We start from the raw sequence: 17,361 nt of genomic DNA, 5'->3' as shown, positions 1-17,361 counted from the left end.
TCTATTGAACAATATCGTGACAACTACTCTCGGCGTCCTGCTGCCCGACAATCGTCACTTTATCGCCCATACGAATATCATGCTCGGCGAAAAAGCCTGCGTTCATTTCTAACGCAAATTGATAAGGTTTTCCCGGCGCATAACTTCGACAATTGTACGGATTGTCACTCCCACAAGGCAGCATGGTAAAAGTTTTCACAATTTCCTGGTGCTGGTTTAAATAGGCAATATCTAACGGGATCAGGGTTTGATACATCCAAAAGCCGGTATCGCCGTTGCGTACCTCTGGATAGCGAAATAACATCCCGGAAAACTCTCCGAGCGACTCACGCTGCATCAAGCCTCGTGCATGTTGAGCGGGCTTATCGGCTAATTCAACGGTTAATGGTTGATCCAGCTCGCCCAGACAGATCATTGTCTGATCAAAGCTTTGAGCCGATGGTACCCGCCAATTTTGTGCGTAACTGCCAGCGCTGATAAGCACGGCGCTAGCAATCAGAAATACGAGTCGTTTCATTGAAAATTCCAGTAAGCTGATGTTTTGGACGCTTCTGCGAAGCTCGCTTTTGATTCTGTCCTATCCATCGCTAAATCGCAACATTGGCGTGGTTAACTTGAGCAGGACAACTGTCCGACCTGATCTTCAGGTGCTGGCGGTTGCGCCCACTGTGATTGCCAGTACTGACGGTTAAACGGATCGGTTAAAGCCTTCAGATAATCCTTCAACAGACTATCATCGCCCTGCTCCGAAGCCTCAATAACCCGGGTTAAATGATGGGTTCTCAAGCTTACTAAAGGATTAACCGATTGCATCGTAGCAATGTCAGGCTGTCCTCCGACCGCCTGCTGATACTCCTGCAACCAACTTTTGCCCAGCTCATTAAAAGGCACAGGCTGCTGATGAGTATACCAACGTTCCAGTTGCAGAAAGCTCATATTGTAATCCAGCTGGTGTTGTTGCAGCAGTTGCAACCAGCCTCCCACTAACGAATAGGCCTTCTCGTCCGCTACCTGTGTTAGCCCCAACCGCTGTTTCATTTGTTTAAAAAACGCTTGTTGAATCACGGCTTCGTAATCATCTAACACCGCAGTAAAACCGTCGACTGGGAGCGAAAGACTTAACGCCATTTGCAATCGTTTCAGATTCCATAAGCCGATGCCGGGTTGCTGTAAAAAACCGTAACGACCGGTTTGGTCGGTATGATTAAAAATCTTCTCCGGCTGATATTGGTCCAGCACTGCATAGGGGCCATAGTCAAAAGTTTCGCCAACCAGGCTCATGTTGTCGGTATTCATCACGCCATGAATAAAACCATAGGACTGCCACAGCGCAATCATCACCGCCGTACTCTCCATCACTCGTCGAAACTGTTGGTCGCGGCTGGCATTTTTTAGCTCTGGCCATTGTCGCTCGATGACATAATCCCACAACTGTCGCTGCTCAGCTTCTAACTTCCGGTAGTAACAGTGTTCAAAATGACCAAAGCGCACGTGCGTCGCAGCAACTCGCAATAGCATAGCGCCCGGCTCCAGTTGCTCGCGCTGAACATGACCTTCGGTGCTGGTTAGCAGCAGCGCGCGCGTGGTGGGAATGCCCAACGCGGCCAGTGCTTCGCTACCAAGATATTCACGAATCGAGGACCGCAACACAGCCCGCCCATCGCCACCGCGGCCATACGGAGTTGGCCCTGACCCCTTTAGGTGGAGATCTCGGTACGATCCATCAGGGGTTTTTACTTCGCCAAGCAGAAGCCCTCGGCCGTCACCCAGATAGGGATTAAAATGACCAAATTGATGGCCTGCGTATTTTTGTGCGAGCGGCCGGATACCGGGCCAGTCCTGTTCGCCATCTAACTGTTTTAGCAACTTGTGTTCAGCGTTTTCTGAACCTCCTAACTGCTGCCACAATGTGCGGTTAAATAACCGTAGCTGTGACATTCCGTTGGGCTGTATCGGTTGCTCAGTGACAAGATCAGCGAACTTTTCTGCGTATTGGTTAACAAACTGTAAACTCATAGACTCTTATCTTACAGAGCGGTAGACTATTTATCGAGTCTAGCGGACTAAATTAAAATAACGAAAGGTAAAGGGACCGCTGCATGCAAATTACTGCAATGCGCCGAATTACAGCTATCGGTGGAGGCCATGGACTAGGACGGGTACTGTCCACTCTGGCCTTTATGAAACACAAATTAGTAGGCGTTGTTGCCACAACAGATAACGGAGGGGCGACAGGCCTTCTTCGTCAAGCCCACCATACCATCGCTTGGGGGGATATCCGCAATTGTCTGTCGCAGCTGGTTGAACAACCACTGGCAGCCGACGTATTAAACTACCGCTTTGACGGCAAAACCTCTTTGGCGGGTCATAATCTTGGTAATTTGTTGTTATATACACTGGATCAAGTCAGCGCTCGGCCCATTGATGGCATTCAGTTACTCAGTCGCTTATTGAATATAAACACGCGTTTGTTACCAATGTCAGAATGTCCTACTGACTTAATTGCAACAACCGACGAGGGCATTCAATGCCATGGCGAAATTCTTATTGATAAGCTGGAGCACATGCCACGCTCGTTAACGCTATCAGGCGACGCTCAGGCAACTCCTGAAGCTGTTCGGCACTTGTACAAAAGTGATTTAATTATTCTGGGGCCTGGCAGCTTTTTAACATCGGTATTGCCGCCGCTGCTGGTAAAAGATATTGCCCAGGCAATAAAGCAATCAGCCGGTAAAGTAATTTTTGTCGATAACCTTGTGCACGAAAAAGGTGCCTCGGGGCAGTTATCGCTGACTGAAAAGCTCGTTTTTCTGGAACAGCACATCGGCTCAAATGTCATTGACCTAGTACTGTCCAACCATAGGGACCCGGCCCTTAGCGTTCCACAAGTTGACGGACTGCGAGCAGATAGCGACGTGCATTATCGGCACGATCCTCAGTCGTTACTCGAACAACTGAATTTTGCCGTAGAGACGTTGTTTAAAAAGCCAGCCTAACCGCCATCTGCAGATATCCGCGACGCAACAGCACCGTGTTGATCACGGTATTTTGCATCTTCTCGCTTATTGTACGGTCTAGCGCAAGGGCCGCTTAAGCGTTCAAAGCTAATCGCACCAATTTTCATTCCCGGCCTTAACGCCAGTGGCAACTTACCACTATTAAAGAATTCCAGTACGATTTGACCGGACCAGCCCGGATCAATCCGGTGTGCAGTAACATGCACCATAAGCCCTAAACGCGCTAATGATGAACGGCCATCGAGCCAGCCCACCATATCCTCCGGCAGACGGATCGATTCGTGGGTGACGGCCAGAGCAAATTCACCAGGGTGGATAAAGAATGCCTGTTCCGGGCTTAATTGTATTTCGTCACCCATAACTTCTTTAATGGCACTTTCTATAGCTTCGCGCGAACCACTGATATCAATATAAGGAGCCGCGTGGTCCTGCAGAACTCTAAATTCTGAGCCCAAATGAATATCCAGAGTAACTCCCGAGATATTCTCTTTTGACGGAGCGGGCTCTACACCGATAGTGCCTTGTTCAAGAAATTGTTCGATTTCTTTGTCATTTAACCGCATAGCTAGTTTGCCTCAGAATGACTAATAGAGTGATATTACACGTTTTTTGTTGTTTTATGATAGAGCTGCGCTGCAATTGTCGCCGAGGTTTTGCGTATCAGCTGACTCAGCTCATGATCAGGTTGCTCTATCATCAATGGCTTTTCATGATCCAGACTCTCCCGCAACGCGGTCGTGAGTGGCCACTGAGCAAGTAACGACACCGCATGTTTTTCTGCTATTTGCTGCCCGCCACCTTCACCAAAAATGGCTTCCTGATGACCACAACTTGCGCACCGATGGTAGCTCATATTTTCCAATACGCCTAATAGCGGAATCTGTAATTTGTTAAACATCGCAATGCCCTTCTCAGCATCTCGTAGCGCCACGTTTTGTGGTGTTGTAACAACTACAGCCCCGGTAATTGGTAACTTTTGCGCCATAGTTAACTGGATATCACCGGTACCGGGTGGCATGTCGACGATCAGGTAATCCAGATTTTGCCAGGCTGTATCGTTATAGAGTTGTTGCAAAGCACTGCTAGCCATAGGCCCCCGCCAAATAGTGGCATCATCATCTGAGACCAGATAACCCAGCGAATTTACTTGCAAGCCAAAGCGCTGCAACGGCTCCATCTTATTACTGGCGTTAACCTCGACTGTATGATCACCGCGTCCCAACATGGTTGGAATAGACGGGCCATAAATATCGGCATCCAACAACCCAACCCGCGCGCCAAGCTGCTGCAGGCCTAACGCTAATGACACACTGACAGACGATTTACCGACCCCTCCTTTGCCCGATGAGACCACGATGACGTTACCGGTAATCATCGGTAATTCCGGCTGCGAATTGCTCAGTTTTTTAACCTTACACAGAACTTCCCAGTCGTATTTAGCCAGTTCTGGCTGCTCGGCAATTTCATGCTTAATCGCCTCTACATCGGTAATAAAGGGAATAACCAAACGAATACTGGAACTGCCTGGTTCCTGCTCAAGCCAGTCCGGATCGATTCCAGTTGGCAAATAATCCGAGCGCAATACCTGTAATGCCTGACTAAAGGCATCGTTATTATCAAAAAACTGTGACATCAGCCACCTCTTGGCTCTGTGTATCATGCGGTTCCTATGCTAATATTTAGCTTCAGTTTCATACTAACATTGATGGAAGCAGATTTTCGCATGAGCCATACCGAACGTAAAATTTTGGTAACCAATGCCTTGCCCTATGCTAACGGGCCAATTCACATTGGACATTTATTAGGTTACATCCAGGCCGATATCTGGGTGCGCTTTCAGAAGCTACGTGGCAATGAGTGCCACTACATGTGCGCTGATGACGCCCACGGTACACCCATCATGCTTAAAGCTCAGCAGTTGGGCATAAGCCCTGAGCAAATGATCGGTGACATGCAAAAATCTCACGAAAATGATTTTGCCGATTTTCACATAGGTTTTGATCATTATTACAGCACGCATAGTGATGAAAACCGCGAGCTTGCCGAAACTATCTACAATCGTCTGGATAAAGCCGGACATATTAAAACTGAGGTCATCGAGCAACTCTACGATCCTCAAAAACAAATGTTTCTACCGGATCGGTTTGTAAAAGGCACATGCCCTGACTGCGGGGCTGAAGATCAGTACGGCGATAACTGCGATGTTTGCGGTGCCACATACGCTCCCACCGATCTAAAGAACCCGCGCTCCGTAGTCTCCGGTGCAACCCCGGAAATGCGCAATTCTGAGCATTACTTTTTTGATCTGCCCGCCTTTGGCGATATGTTGAAAAGCTGGACCCGCTCTGGTTCGCTACAAAACGAAATGGCGAACAAGCTTAACGAGTGGTTTGAACAAGGCTTGCAACGCTGGGATATTTCCCGTGATGCGCCCTATTTTGGTTTTAAGATCCCCGGCACCGAAGACAAATACTTTTATGTCTGGCTGGATGCACCGATTGGCTACATGAGTAGTTTCAAAAATTACTGCGAAACCACCAGTAAGGCTGACTGGGATGAATACTGGCAAGCGGATAGTGAAGCCGAGGTATATCACTTTATTGGTAAAGACATTATCTATTTCCATAGCCTATTTTGGCCGGCAATGCTCAAAGGCGCAGACTTTAGACAGCCAACCAACGTTTGGGCTCATGGATTTATCACCGTTAACGGCACCAAAATGTCTAAGTCTAAAGGTACCTTTATTAAGGCACGTACCTATTTAGACCATTTGAACCCGGAATACCTGCGCTATTACTTTGCTGCTAAGTTAACTAGTCGTATTGACGATCTGGATTTGAATTTAACCGACTTTGCACAACGGGTTAACTCGGATCTGGTCGGTAAGGTTATCAATATCGCCAGCCGCTGCGCGGGCTTTATTACCAAAAAGTTTGATGGAAAACTATCCGGCGACATCGCCGATTCAGCATTATTGGAAGACTTTCAAAAAGCGGGCGATCAAATTGCTGAGTACTACGAAAAACGTGAATTTTCGAAGGCGATACGTGACATTATGGCGCTTGCTGACCGCGCCAACCAATACATCGCTGACAAGGAGCCCTGGCAGCTGATAAAGCAACCCGGCCACGAAAACGAAGTTCACGATATTTGCTCGTTGGGCATTAACCTGTTCCGTATTCTAATGATTTACTTAACGCCGATAGTGCCTGAGTTATCTAAGTCGGTGCAGCACTTCCTGAACGACAGCTTTAGCTGGAGCAGTCACCGTTCAATGCTAACAGACCATCCGATTAATAAATTTAAAGCGCTAATGCAGCGTGTTGATATGGACGACATAAACACCATGTTAGAAGCTTCTAAAGAAGAACAGATACAAAACGCTCCTCAGGATCCTGCGGAGACCGTTAATGATGAACTGACGAAAGAACCAATTGCTGAGCAAATTAATTTTGATGAGTTCGCAAAAGTTGACCTACGCGTAGCCCGAATTGCCAACGCTGAACATGTTGAAGGGGCCGACAAGCTATTAAAGTTAACGCTTGATTTGGGCGGCGAACAACGCCAGGTTTTTGCTGGTATCAAATCGGCTTACAAACCGGATCAATTAGTTGGTCAATTGACCGTCATGGTCGCCAACCTGGCGCCACGAAAAATGCGCTTTGGCCTGTCCGAGGGTATGGTTCTTGCCGCAGGTCCTGGCAAAGACGAAATTTATATTTTAAACCCACACGACGGCGCTAAACCTGGAATGCGAGTCATGTAACAAAACCTCGGTTAAAGGATTTTGGTGATTTTACAGCCTAGCTGATAATCACCGTCGTCCAGGCGCTGGCTGCGAACTACTTGCGCCAGCGCTTTTAATGCCGGCACATTGCCTCCCGATTCAATCAGTATCGTTAGTTCACGCCCTTCTTCTAGCGGCTGCTTTATTTGTAAAGATGCGCCCGTCGCACTTAAATCCAGACAGATTGCGTCAATCACCTGTTGCCCGTGCTGTTCGTCTTCTAAAATCAGTTGCGCGTCGGCATTCACCGACATCCGCATAAAATTTCGGTTCTCATCCGAGCCTAACATTGGCTTTTCCTTAATTTTTTACACTTTATCTATTCAGTTTTAGCAGAACCATGCCGATAAGAAAACAGCAATTATGTTAAGGATGATGTTATGGCAAATTCTGCAGCAGAGAGTCAAAAAATGGTAACGGCTAAATTCGCAATCGGCCAGCTTATTACACACTCACTTTATGGTTATCGCGGTGTAATTATCGATGCTGATCCAACCTTTAGTCTCTCCGATGATTGGTATCAGCGGATGGCGACCTCACAACCATCAAAACAGCAGCCTTGGTACCATGTATTGGTCAACAACTCATCGATACAAACTTACGTCAGTGAGTCTAATTTAGATCCTGACTTTACCGAACAAGCAATCCAGCACCCGATGGTGGATTTGGTATTTTGTGGCCGGTCGCAGGGTCAATATCTACTGGCCGACAAAATAAACTAAACAACAGAATGGATAATTGCTCCTTACCGCTGCTATTAGTACTATGGAGATAAATCAGTAGCTAGAGGGAAACGTTATGGCCGAAGAAACCATATTCAGCAAGATTATTAATCGCGAAATACCCGCCGATATTGTGTACGAAGACGACCATGCGTTGGCGTTTAAGGACATCAATCCTCAGGCACCGGTGCATCTGTTAATTATCCCAAAACAGCCGATTGCTACCATTAACGATATTGACGATGAAACAGCGGCAACGGTCGGGCATCTGTACGTTGTTGCCAGTAAGATAGCCGCCGAGCAAGGATTCGCAGAGGACGGCTATCGCTGTGTTATGAATTGTAACGAACATGGTGGGCAAACCGTTTACCATATTCACCTACACCTGTTAGCCGGTAAGCCATTAGGTTGGCCACCCTACACGGACAATAAAAAACAGGGTTAAGGACGGTAGCGTGGATCGAGAATCTGGTCCACGCGCCATTTACCCTGCTCCTGCACTAACACCACGTCGCGACTATCTTTAACATCTTCACCCTGATACTCGCCTTCGAAAATAACGGTTGCTCTGATTTCCTGCGCTTTATTCAGATAGGGAACCAGCGAATCGGTATCCACCGATAATTCAACCTGATCGAAATAACGACCTAACACATAACGCTCCACCCCTTGAAGCGTTGCATAATGGTCGATCAAACCATCCATCCGATCTGACGCGTAAGTTTTTGCTTTCTGCAAATCATCATCTCGATAAATTGCCTGATAGAAACTTTTTATTGCCACAACCTCAGGGGTTTCGCCTTCATCCTCAGCATGTCCAAAGTTTTGTTCAGAGCAAGCGGTCAAAGCAACCAATGGTAAAATTATTGATAACAGCTTATAAGATTTCACCAACTACTCTCCTTTTACCTGACCTTCGCGACGCGGATCAGCTCCACCAGTCAGCGTTCCATCGGAATTAATGGTAATACCATGCAAGCCACTATTTAAATCTATCACTCGCACTTCGTGCCCGCGAGCTCTTAACGCTTTTGCGTGCTCTGCAATCGGTCGACCTTTTTCCAGCGAAGTATAGTCGTTACGATTGGTCACATGTCCCATATTTATGGCTTGCTGCATATCCAGTTTCCAGTCCAACAGACCGACCACAGTCTGCGTCACATAATTAATGATACGACTACCACCGGGTGAACCCAGCGCATGCAATACTTGATCACCTTGTTGGTTTAATACCATGGTTGGCGCCATAGAACTGCGTGGCCGCTTACCAGGCTCTACCCTATTCGCTATTTTTACCGACCCATCCATTGGCACAAGTGAGAAATCGGTTAATTGATTATTCAGCAAAAAGCCCCCGGCCATTACCGTTGAGCCAAAGCCCATTTCGATACTGGTTGTCATAGACACAACATTACCGTCATTATCAACGATACTAATATGGCTGGTGTTTGGCCGTTCGTACGCCATGTCTTGTTGATTTTCCGGCATTAAGTACAGACCCGGCTTAGCTTTACCCATGTCATTTTCATTAATTTTACCAGCACGTTCAGCCAAATATTCATCATTCAGCATTGCAGCCACCGGTACCTCGGCAAAATCGGGATCCGCAATCCATTGATTCCGATCGGCATAAGCAAGCCGCGAGGCCTGAGTAAATAAGTGAGCAGCCTGCTCACCGTTAACCGTCATCTGCGGGATATCGTAATTCTCCAGCACACCCAGAGTCTGCAATGTCGTTAAGCCGCCTGAACTCGGTGGGCCCATGCCACAAACCTTATATTGGCGGTAATCATCACAGACCGGCTGACGTACTTTGGCTTCATAGTTAGCCAGATCCGACAGGCTCAGTACACCGGGCGCGACAGCACTGTTTTTTACCGCGGAAACAATTTTCTCAGCAATTGGGCCATGATAAAAGGCGTCCGCACCTTGCTCAGCGATTAAGCTCAGTGTTTCTGCGTATTCTGGGTTTTTTAATAAATCGCCCGTTTGCAGAGGTTTGCCATTAGGGAAAAAGTAATCCTTAGTAACCGGCATTTTGGTAACACCCGGATTGATTTCCATAGCCACTAGTTTGGCTAAACGCGGCGATACCTGAAAACCTTGCTCTGCTAGCTCTATACTATCTTTGAACAAGTCAGCCCAATCAGAACTTCCCCATCGTTGGTGTGCAAGCTCTAGCCCCTTTAGCAATCCCGGAGTACCAACAGAACGGCCACCAACAACGGCCTCAATCCACCGTGGCGCATTACCATTGTCGTCTAAAAATAGTTCTTCAGTGGCGGCCATTGGCGCTGTTTCTCGTGCATCAACGGTATACAGTCGCTGTTCCTGTTGATCCCAGTAAAGTATAAAGGCCCCGCCACCAATTCCGGATGATTGCGGTTCGGTTAAACCAAGCATTGCCTGCACCGCTATTGCAGCGTCGATGGCATTACCACCTTGTTTAAGAACTTTGTACCCAGCATCGACAGCGTGCGGATTTGCAGCTGCCACCATAAACCGTTCAGTGGTTACTGCTTGCTTATCCGCAAAGCCCGTAGCTGCCTCTGGCTCACGAACTTCGTTGGCCGTTTTTTCTGGCGTTAATGGACTTCCGCACCCAACTAGTAGTGTGCTGAAAGTAACAGCGAAAACGCCCCGCTTAAACGACAATTTCATGCAATCCCTTTTTCTTTACGGCAATTTGGCACTATCATACGAACCCATCAACAGCTGTGCAATGAAAACGACCCATGAAAAACATACAACATTACTTATTTGCTTTAATTTTGAGCTTAGCCGTTATGGCGTTTTTACAATTAATGCCCGAGTGGCACGATAGCTTAGCCTTTAATAGCGATACTGCATTGAGCGAGGGTTGGCCGCTGGTGGGCGCACACTTTATTCACCTTAACTGGTCTCATGCGTTATTTAACTTCGCCGCACTGGTGGTTATCGTTGTGGTGTGGCGACAGTTTTTTACCACTCGTTGGTTAATCAATGCGTTATTGCTCAGCGCGGTCACCACTAGCTTGCTGCTGTTACTATTGCCCTGGGAAATTGAGTTCGTGGGTCTGTCCGCGGTTCTGCACGGTCTATTGATGTATTGCGTGGTCAAATATGCCAAACAGAATCGCTGGGTGCTGATTCTTGGGTTAGCCATTATCGGCAAGGTAGTTGCGGAACTACTGGGCTGGCGACCAACTCACTTTATTGGTGAGTACGTTGCATATATTCATGCCGCCGGACTATTAAGCAGTCTGGTGCTGCTAAAATTAGAACGGCGCCGGGTAAGCGACGCCGTTCCTGAACCTTTAAAAAATACTGATTCCGAGCGTTAGTCACGCTCGGGATGCAGGTTTTCTTCAAATAATTTAAAGATCCGACGGTATTCGTTCAGCCAACTTTCCGGCTGACGAAATCCGTGGGGTTCTACCGGATAGATAGCCGTTTCCCAATCCGTTTTCTTCAACTCAATTAGACGTTGAACCAAGCGCACGCTGTCCTGGAAAAAGACGTTATCATCAATCATCGGCGAGTTAATCAATAACGCGTCCTCGAGCCCTTCGGCAAAGTATATCGGCGAACTCTGACGATAGGCAATGGTGTCATCCTGCGGCAAATTCAGAATATTGGACGTATAACCAACATTGTAATGAGCCCAGTCAGTGACCGGCCGAAGCGCAGAGCCTGCTTCAAATAACCCTGGCTCTTTAAATAACGCCATAAACGTCAGGAAACCACCGTAGGAGCCACCGTAGGTGCCTAACCGGTCGGTATCGACGTTAAGATCGCTTTCTAAGTAGCGAGTAACGTCAACCAGATCTTCTACCTCTGGCGTTCCCATTTGCCGATAGATAGCTGTACGCCAGTCACGGCCATAGCCTTTAGAACCGCGATAATCGAGATCGGCGACCACGTAGCCTTCTTTGTTCAGCAAGCTATGGAACATAAATTCACGGAAATAACCCGACCAACCCATATGGGCGTTTTGTAAATATCCTGCACCATGAATAAACACGACCGCTGGGTATTCCTCGGCACGGTCAGCATCAAAGCCTTCTGGCTTATAAATGCGTGTGTAAATTGGGTCTTCAACATTAGAAGAAGCCACCGGAACAACATCCGGAGCGCTCCAGTCAATGCTCAGGAACTTCTCAGACACGGTGTGTGTTAGCTGTTCTGGCTGGTCTCCCGGCGCTGTCGTTTTATGATAAAGCTCTGGCGGCATTAATGGCGTTGAGTGGGTAAGAATCAACTCATCATCCATTGGGCTCAACTCGAACGCGGTCATACCGTTCAGGTTAGTTAGCGCTTCAGGGTTTTCACTGCTGCCATCGGTTTTTACCCGATAAACTTCATAAACACCTGGATGCTCAATGTTTGCCTGAAAATATAGATGCTCTGAGTCGCTGCTGAGTTTCGGTGACTCGACCACATACTCACCCTTAGTTAGCTGACGCGTCTGCCCTGAGAGTGGTTTTGCATACAGATGCGAGTAACCATCGGCTTCGGACATAAACCACAATGCCTGTTCGTTTAACCAGCCAAATTCATTGTGAGTGTAGTTAATCCAGGCGTCATCATGCAACCGGTCTTGGGCGACCAACTGCTTAGCCGCAAAGTCGACGGTTGCAATCCAGCGATCCTTATTGTCCCAGGCTTCTAACATCAATGCCAGTTCTGAGCCATTTTCATTCCATTGCAACGCACCATTTTCCCAACCCCAGTCGGACATCAAGTGAATCGCACGAGGCTGTTGTTCTGTTTCATACTCTTCGCCGCGAGCTTCATGGTTTTCGCGCTTCACCTCAGCCAATACATCTTCGTTCCAACCCGGTAACTGGTTGTAAGTTAACGTGGTATCTGAATGTTCCGCGAGATCAAGCAACACCAACTGATGCTCAGTGGGTTTTGCATCAGCCACCCGACGACGTACACGTTCGCTGCTAATACGGCCATCTTCGTTAATATAATTAGGCATTATGTCGCCGTCTTCACGCCAGCTCTGAGGCTCGCTAATAACGGCGATGAGGTAATTGCCTTGCGGCGACAAGCTGGCTTGAACCAATTGTTTGGACTTGTCTAAATAAAACGACTTTGGCGTCAGTGACGGGTTTTCATTCTGAAGTTGCTGTTGCTGGTCAAACCGCTGCTGCGCTGCTTCACGCTCTTTTTGCACGTACTGTATCAACTGCTGTTCTTCTCGTGCCAAGTAGTCAGCGGGTTCTTTATTCGCTTTAGGCTCGTCAGCAAACTTAATGGAGGCGACTTGCTGGGTCAGCCCGGATTTTACATTAACCTGATAAAAATCGTTGCCTTCCTGAAAGCTTAAGCTGCCATCTGTCATCGCTTGTAAGTTATGTTGGCGAGCTTCATCGCGAGTTAACTGTGCTACCGAACCATCACCAAAACGAACAAAAATATTCCCCTCAAAGGTGTAGGCCAGCCAATCACCAGCGACGGATGATTCTTTTTCATCGGCAATATATTTGTGCCAGCGCGACAAGGGAACTTTCTGAGCTTCACCCTGTGCATTCTCTAGCATCATCAGGTCACGGACTTCGCTCCCCTCACGCTTTTGCTTGAACAAAATATGTTGTCCGTCCATGCTCCAAAAAGCACCTTCAGGGAAACGTCCCATCCAGTCCGGGTTGGCCATTATTTGTTCCATGGTCAACTGCGCAGTCCCCTCCGCAGAGGCCAATGGGTCGGCACTTAACGTTTTTACCTGGGGTTGTGGCACCGCATTAGCTGATGCTTCCTGTTGCGCAGAGGTAGAAGCACAAGAGGCAGTCAGTAGTGCAGCCCCGATTGCTATCACTAAACGTGATTTAACCATTTTATAATCCTTATTGAGCGTCTGGCTGATTTTCTGGGCGAGCTTGCTGTACCGCTGTTAACCGTTGCAGGCGATCGTGCACGGCCATTAGTGTTGGGTAAGCGTCCAGGGCAACTTTAAAGCGTTGCGCGTTGTACACTTGGGGCAGCAAGCAAACATCCGCTAATGTTACCGAATCTCCATAGCAATATTCACCCGCAGTTTCGGTCAGTCGCTGTTCAAACGCGGTGAAACTCTTTTCTATCCAGTGATGTATCCAGTCGTTACGCTGTTGATCGGAACACGACAGCGTGCCGGTCAGGTATTGCAGTACTCGCAAATTTGTCACCGGTTGTAATTCGCATGCAAGGTCATAGGCCAAAGCCCGAACTTTAGCTCTATCAACTGCTGCTGCCGGGAGCAGCGGGTGTTGTGCATATCGCTCGTCCAGGTATTCAATAATAGCCAGTGATTGATTTAACGTGACATCGCCGTCTACCAGGCTTGGTACCAGACCAGCTGGATTCAACTTGCGGTAAGCCGGCAAATGCTGTTCACCGCCATCCTTTACCAAATGTACCGGACTGTAATCAAACGGCAGACCTTTTAAATAAAGCGCGACCCTGACACGAAAACTGGCGCTTGAGCGCCAGTATCCATAAAGTTTCATCATTGTTGAGGACCTTTATACTCCGCTACTTTCTGATCAATTTGGCCGAAAATAGACTGGCCTCCGTTATCGATCATCTGCATTCGGATTGTGTCACCAAACTTCATAAATTCGGTAGTTGGCTTGCCGTCACGAATGGTTTCGATCATTCGTACTTCGGCAATACAGCTATAACCAACACCACCCTCGTCAATAGAGGTACCGTGATCGGTGCCCTGCTTATTCGATACGGTGCCAGAGCCGATAATGGCACCAGCGCCTAAATGACGAGTTTTAGCGGCATGAGCAACCAACTGACCAAAATCAAAGGTCATGTCTTCGCCGGCATTCGGTTTGCCAAAGGGTTTACCGTTGTACTCCGATAACAGTGGTAAATGAACCTTGCTGTCTTTCCAGGCCGAGCCCAGTTCGTCAGGAGTTACTGCCACCGGTGAAAACGCGGATGAAGGTTTACTTTGGAAAAAGCCAAAGCCTTTGCCCAGTTCTCCAGGGATAAGCCCACGCAACGACACATCATTAACTAACATTAGTAATTTGATGTGGCCGGCAGCCGATTTTGCATCAATACCCATAGGTACGTCGTCAGTTACTACCGCGACTTCGCCTTCAAAGTCGATACCCCATTCGGTACTCGCCATTTCGATATCATCGCGTGGCCCTAAAAAGTCATCCGAACCACCTTGGTACATCAACGGATCTTCCCAAAAACTGGCTGGAATTTCAGCACCACGTGCTTTCCGAACCAATTCCACGTGGTTGACGTAGGCACTGCCATCAGCCCATTGATAAGCGCGCGGGAACGGTGACTCACAGAGCACCTCGTCAAAATCAACCTGTCCATCGATTGCCTCGGAATTCAGCTTTTGATAAACGTCGTTGAGCTTGGGCTCAGCTTCATCCCAGTTATCGATTGCTTCTTGCATACACGCAGCAATCGCCGGAACCGCAATCGCCCGGGTTAAATCTTTACTGACCACCATTAACTGGCCATCACGCGTTCCATTTCTATAAGTGGCTAATTTCATAAGTTATTATTTCTCCTGCCAACTGTAGACGTAGTCTGGGTTTTCAACCGCCAGCGCTGCATCACCCGGCTCCAATGAGTCACGAGTATCCAGCATGACTGCTACTTCGTCAGTGAATTTCTTTTTGTGCTCTCTACCCGCTTTAAATGCTTTCGGATGCGGGCCGTGAGTAAAGCCTGCCGGATGGAAGGTTACCATACCGCGGTCGATATTATCACGACTGAAAAAGTCGCCCTCGTGATAAAACAACACTTCATCATAGTCATCGTTGTTGTGATAAAACGGTACCTTAAGAGCCCCCGGATCGGACTCGATCGGACGTGGCACAAAGGTACAGACCACGAAGCGTTCAGCAACAAAGGTTGTATGAGCCGATGGCGGTAAGTGGTAACGGTGACTCATTAACGGCCGAATATCACGCCAGTTTAGTCGTACCGGCGCTAAGTCACCATGCCAGCCAACAGCATCCAACGGGTTGAACGGATAAGTAATAACGCTCACCTGCTGGTGACGCTTGACATAAACTTGCCACTGCTGCTCACTGTATTGCGCTTTAAACGACTCATCAATTGCTGGTGTATCAAGCACCGCTGGGTCAAAAATAGCATGATTACCGACCAATCCTTTCTCAGGCAATTGATACGCGCCGTTAGTCGCCTCAATCATCAAGATTTGCATCGGTTCATCGGGCTCAAGCCGCCAACTGGTCGAGCGCGGGACTAAAAAGTAGTCGCCTTTCGTCAACCGAATATGACCGTAATCACAGTACAAATCACCGCTGCCTTCATGAACAAACAGCAAGTCGTCGCCGTCGGCATTACGAACCAGGTACGGCATATGTTGATGACAGTGCCAGAGTCGAAACTTACAGCTGCTATTTGACAGTAAATTTGGTGTTAACCACGGGTTTTCCGGGGCTAAACCTTGTAACTGGTTAAAGTCGAATGCGCGTGGGCGCAGCGGGCCTTCCCATTCGGACCAACCGGTAGGCGCATGTTGATGATGAAAATGCGTCGCAGGGCCAAAAAAGCCACTGCGCCCCGCTTCACGTTCATAAATGGCCTGCTCCGGAAAATCAGCATGGGCTTGTCGAGATGACTTACCCTCCTGTTTCGGAAAGCTAATCCATTTACGCATCGTCTAATACTCCCCGGCGAATTTGGTCTTCTTCGATACTTTCAAACAGCGCTTTAAAGTTACCTTCGCCAAAGCCTTCATTACCTTTACGCTGAATAATTTCGAAAAATACCGGGCCGATTACAGTTTGCGTGAAGATTTGCAGTAAAATGCCGTCTTTCATTGGCGCACCGTCAATCAGGATGCGTTGTTCACGTAACGCTTCAACATCTTCATCGTGGCCTTCTACACGCTCATCAATTTTCTCGTAATATGTTTCTGGCGTGTCCATAAAGTCCATGCCAATTGAGCGCAGATCTTTTACCGTCTTGTAGATGTTATCGCTGGTTAATGCGATGTGCTGAATACCTTCACCTTTGTACTCTTTCAGGTATTCTTCAATTTGCGACTTGTCATCGTGTGATTCATTAATTGGGATCCGAATTTTTCCGCAAGGCGCAGTCATTGCCCGGCTCAACAGCCCGGTTAACTTACCTTCGATGTCAAAGTAACGGATTTCACGGAAGTTACCGATACGCTCATAAAAGCCAGCCCAGGTATCCATATTGCCACGGAAAACGTTATGGGTTAGGTGGTCAATCTCGTATAGACCCGCGGCGTGGTCATTCATTTTGCCCTGCCAGTCTTCATAAAAATCGAAATGTTCTTTATAGACCGCGTTGTCCTGGTAATTATCGACAAAGTAAAGCGCACTTGCACCAATACCGTAGACCGCTTGCGCACCGTCAATAGCGCCTTTTTCAGAAGGAAACGGTTTCGCACCGTTACCAACAGCGTGTTCAAAAGCGTGTTTAGCGTCTTGTACGCGCCATGCCATGCCACAAACACTCGGGCCGTGTTGTTTGGCGAATTCTTCCGCCTGACCACCCGGCTCCGCATTGATAATAAAGTTAATATCGTTTTGCTTATACAACCACGCCTGCTTAGTTTTGTGTTTCGCTACTTCGGTAAAGCCAAGTTTGTCGAACAGGTCCTTTAACGCAGCAAAGCCTTGCTGATCCGGAGCGGTATATTCAACAAATTCAAAACCATCGGTATTCAAAGGGTTGCTTGTTACTTCTGACATAATAATTCCTTCCAGTTATGCTGGTATTTGTAATTAGACACAATAACTGTAGGGCCTGGCGTTAGAACTGGCGAGTGTTGAGGAAAATCAATAAATAGCTAACACCGGGGTCGGTTTGTAACGTTTTTTATACA

General features: G+C 47.8%; 17 protein-coding genes. 5 read left to right on the top strand and 12 right to left on the bottom strand.

Going from position 1 to position 17,361, the window contains the following annotated elements:
• Window position 1 precedes the first annotated feature (1 nt).
• Window positions 2–517 carry a DUF192 domain-containing protein gene (locus CWI81_RS02765; RefSeq protein ID WP_126783698.1) on the bottom strand — a complete coding sequence of 172 codons (516 nt, stop codon included), beginning with the start codon at window positions 515–517 and terminating at the stop codon, window positions 2–4.
• Window positions 518–609: 92 nt separating this feature from the next.
• Entirely contained in the window at window positions 610–2,016 is a 1,407-nt protein-coding gene (locus CWI81_RS02760; protein WP_126783697.1) for a protein adenylyltransferase SelO family protein, read from the bottom strand.
• Window positions 2,017–2,099: 83 nt separating this feature from the next.
• Between CWI81_RS02760 and CWI81_RS02755 the strand changes: the two genes are divergently transcribed.
• Window positions 2,100–2,996 (top strand): gluconeogenesis factor YvcK family protein, encoded by an 897-nt coding sequence (locus tag CWI81_RS02755; RefSeq protein ID WP_126783696.1) that lies wholly within the window; start codon window positions 2,100–2,102, stop codon window positions 2,994–2,996.
• Here CWI81_RS02755 and dcd read toward each other — a convergent pair.
• Both dcd and apbC read right to left on the bottom strand, forming a co-directional pair.
• Window positions 2,993–3,580: a dCTP deaminase gene (gene dcd, locus CWI81_RS02750; protein WP_126783695.1), complete on the bottom strand. Its 588-nt coding sequence runs from the start codon at window positions 3,578–3,580 to the stop codon at window positions 2,993–2,995. The two genes, CWI81_RS02755 and dcd, sit on opposite strands and share 4 nt — an antisense overlap.
• 35 nt (window positions 3,581–3,615) lie before the next feature.
• A complete protein-coding gene (gene apbC / locus CWI81_RS02745; protein ID WP_126783694.1) occupies window positions 3,616–4,650 on the bottom strand; it encodes an iron-sulfur cluster carrier protein ApbC in 1,035 nt (344 codons plus the stop codon).
• Window positions 4,651–4,740: 90 nt separating this feature from the next.
• Here apbC and metG point away from each other — a divergent pair, with 90 nt between their 5' ends.
• Window positions 4,741–6,783: a methionine--tRNA ligase gene (gene metG, locus CWI81_RS02740; protein WP_126783693.1), complete on the top strand. Its 2,043-nt coding sequence runs from the start codon at window positions 4,741–4,743 to the stop codon at window positions 6,781–6,783.
• An 11-nt stretch (window positions 6,784–6,794) separates the two neighbouring features.
• Here metG and CWI81_RS02735 read toward each other — a convergent pair whose 3' ends face one another.
• A complete protein-coding gene (locus CWI81_RS02735) occupies window positions 6,795–7,094 on the bottom strand; it encodes a PilZ domain-containing protein (protein ID WP_126783692.1) in 300 nt (99 codons plus the stop codon).
• Between the two features lie 90 nt (window positions 7,095–7,184).
• On the opposite strand from CWI81_RS02735, the gene hspQ reads away from it, so the two are divergent.
• On the top strand, window positions 7,185–7,526 hold the full coding sequence (gene hspQ / locus CWI81_RS02730) for a heat shock protein HspQ (protein ID WP_241970325.1): 342 nt from the start codon (window positions 7,185–7,187) through the stop codon (window positions 7,524–7,526).
• 76 nt (window positions 7,527–7,602) lie between these two features.
• On the top strand, window positions 7,603–7,971 hold the full coding sequence (locus CWI81_RS02725; RefSeq protein WP_126783691.1) for a histidine triad nucleotide-binding protein: 369 nt from the start codon (window positions 7,603–7,605) through the stop codon (window positions 7,969–7,971).
• On the opposite strand, the gene CWI81_RS02720 is transcribed toward CWI81_RS02725, so the two are convergent.
• Window positions 7,968–8,417, bottom strand: coding sequence for a hypothetical protein (locus tag CWI81_RS02720; RefSeq protein ID WP_241970324.1), 450 nt, complete (start codon window positions 8,415–8,417; stop codon window positions 7,968–7,970). The two genes, CWI81_RS02725 and CWI81_RS02720, sit on opposite strands and share 4 nt — an antisense overlap.
• A 3-nt stretch (window positions 8,418–8,420) precedes the next feature.
• Window positions 8,421–10,187 (bottom strand): gamma-glutamyltransferase, encoded by a 1,767-nt coding sequence (gene ggt / locus CWI81_RS02715; protein WP_126783690.1) that lies wholly within the window; start codon window positions 10,185–10,187, stop codon window positions 8,421–8,423.
• Window positions 10,188–10,261: 74 nt separating this feature from the next.
• On the opposite strand from ggt, the gene rrtA reads away from it, so the two are divergent.
• Window positions 10,262–10,849, top strand: coding sequence for a rhombosortase (rrtA, locus tag CWI81_RS02710; protein WP_126783689.1), 588 nt, complete (start codon window positions 10,262–10,264; stop codon window positions 10,847–10,849).
• On the opposite strand, the gene CWI81_RS02705 is transcribed toward rrtA, so the two are convergent.
• From CWI81_RS02705 to hppD, 5 genes are read right to left on the bottom strand one after another with little or no spacing between them, the layout of a single operon-like run.
• Window positions 10,846–13,350 (bottom strand): S9 family peptidase, encoded by a 2,505-nt coding sequence (locus CWI81_RS02705; protein ID WP_126783688.1) that lies wholly within the window; start codon window positions 13,348–13,350, stop codon window positions 10,846–10,848. The genes rrtA and CWI81_RS02705 overlap by 4 nt on opposite strands.
• Window positions 13,351–13,360: 10 nt before the next feature.
• On the bottom strand, window positions 13,361–13,999 hold the full coding sequence (gene maiA, locus CWI81_RS02700) for a maleylacetoacetate isomerase (protein WP_126784447.1): 639 nt from the start codon (window positions 13,997–13,999) through the stop codon (window positions 13,361–13,363).
• Window positions 13,999–15,024, bottom strand: a complete 1,026-nt coding sequence (locus tag CWI81_RS02695; RefSeq protein WP_126783687.1) for a fumarylacetoacetate hydrolase family protein — start codon at window positions 15,022–15,024, stop codon at window positions 13,999–14,001. The genes maiA and CWI81_RS02695 overlap by 1 nt, the downstream gene beginning before the upstream one ends.
• A 6-nt stretch (window positions 15,025–15,030) precedes the next feature.
• The gene (locus tag CWI81_RS02690; RefSeq protein ID WP_126783686.1) at window positions 15,031–16,161 is read right to left on the bottom strand and encodes a homogentisate 1,2-dioxygenase; all 1,131 of its coding nucleotides are present in this window, start codon (window positions 16,159–16,161) and stop codon (window positions 15,031–15,033) included.
• Complete coding sequence (hppD, locus tag CWI81_RS02685) at window positions 16,154–17,227, bottom strand: 4-hydroxyphenylpyruvate dioxygenase (RefSeq protein ID WP_126783685.1); 1,074 nt, start codon at window positions 17,225–17,227, stop codon at window positions 16,154–16,156. Before hppD ends, CWI81_RS02690 begins: the two co-directional genes overlap by 8 nt.
• Between the last annotated feature and the right edge of the window lie 134 nt (window positions 17,228–17,361).

This window comes from Idiomarina seosinensis, assembly GCF_003987275.1.
Classification (GTDB): domain Bacteria; phylum Pseudomonadota; class Gammaproteobacteria; order Enterobacterales; family Alteromonadaceae; genus Idiomarina; species Idiomarina seosinensis.
This window is presented reverse-complemented; position numbering and strand designations above follow the sequence as displayed.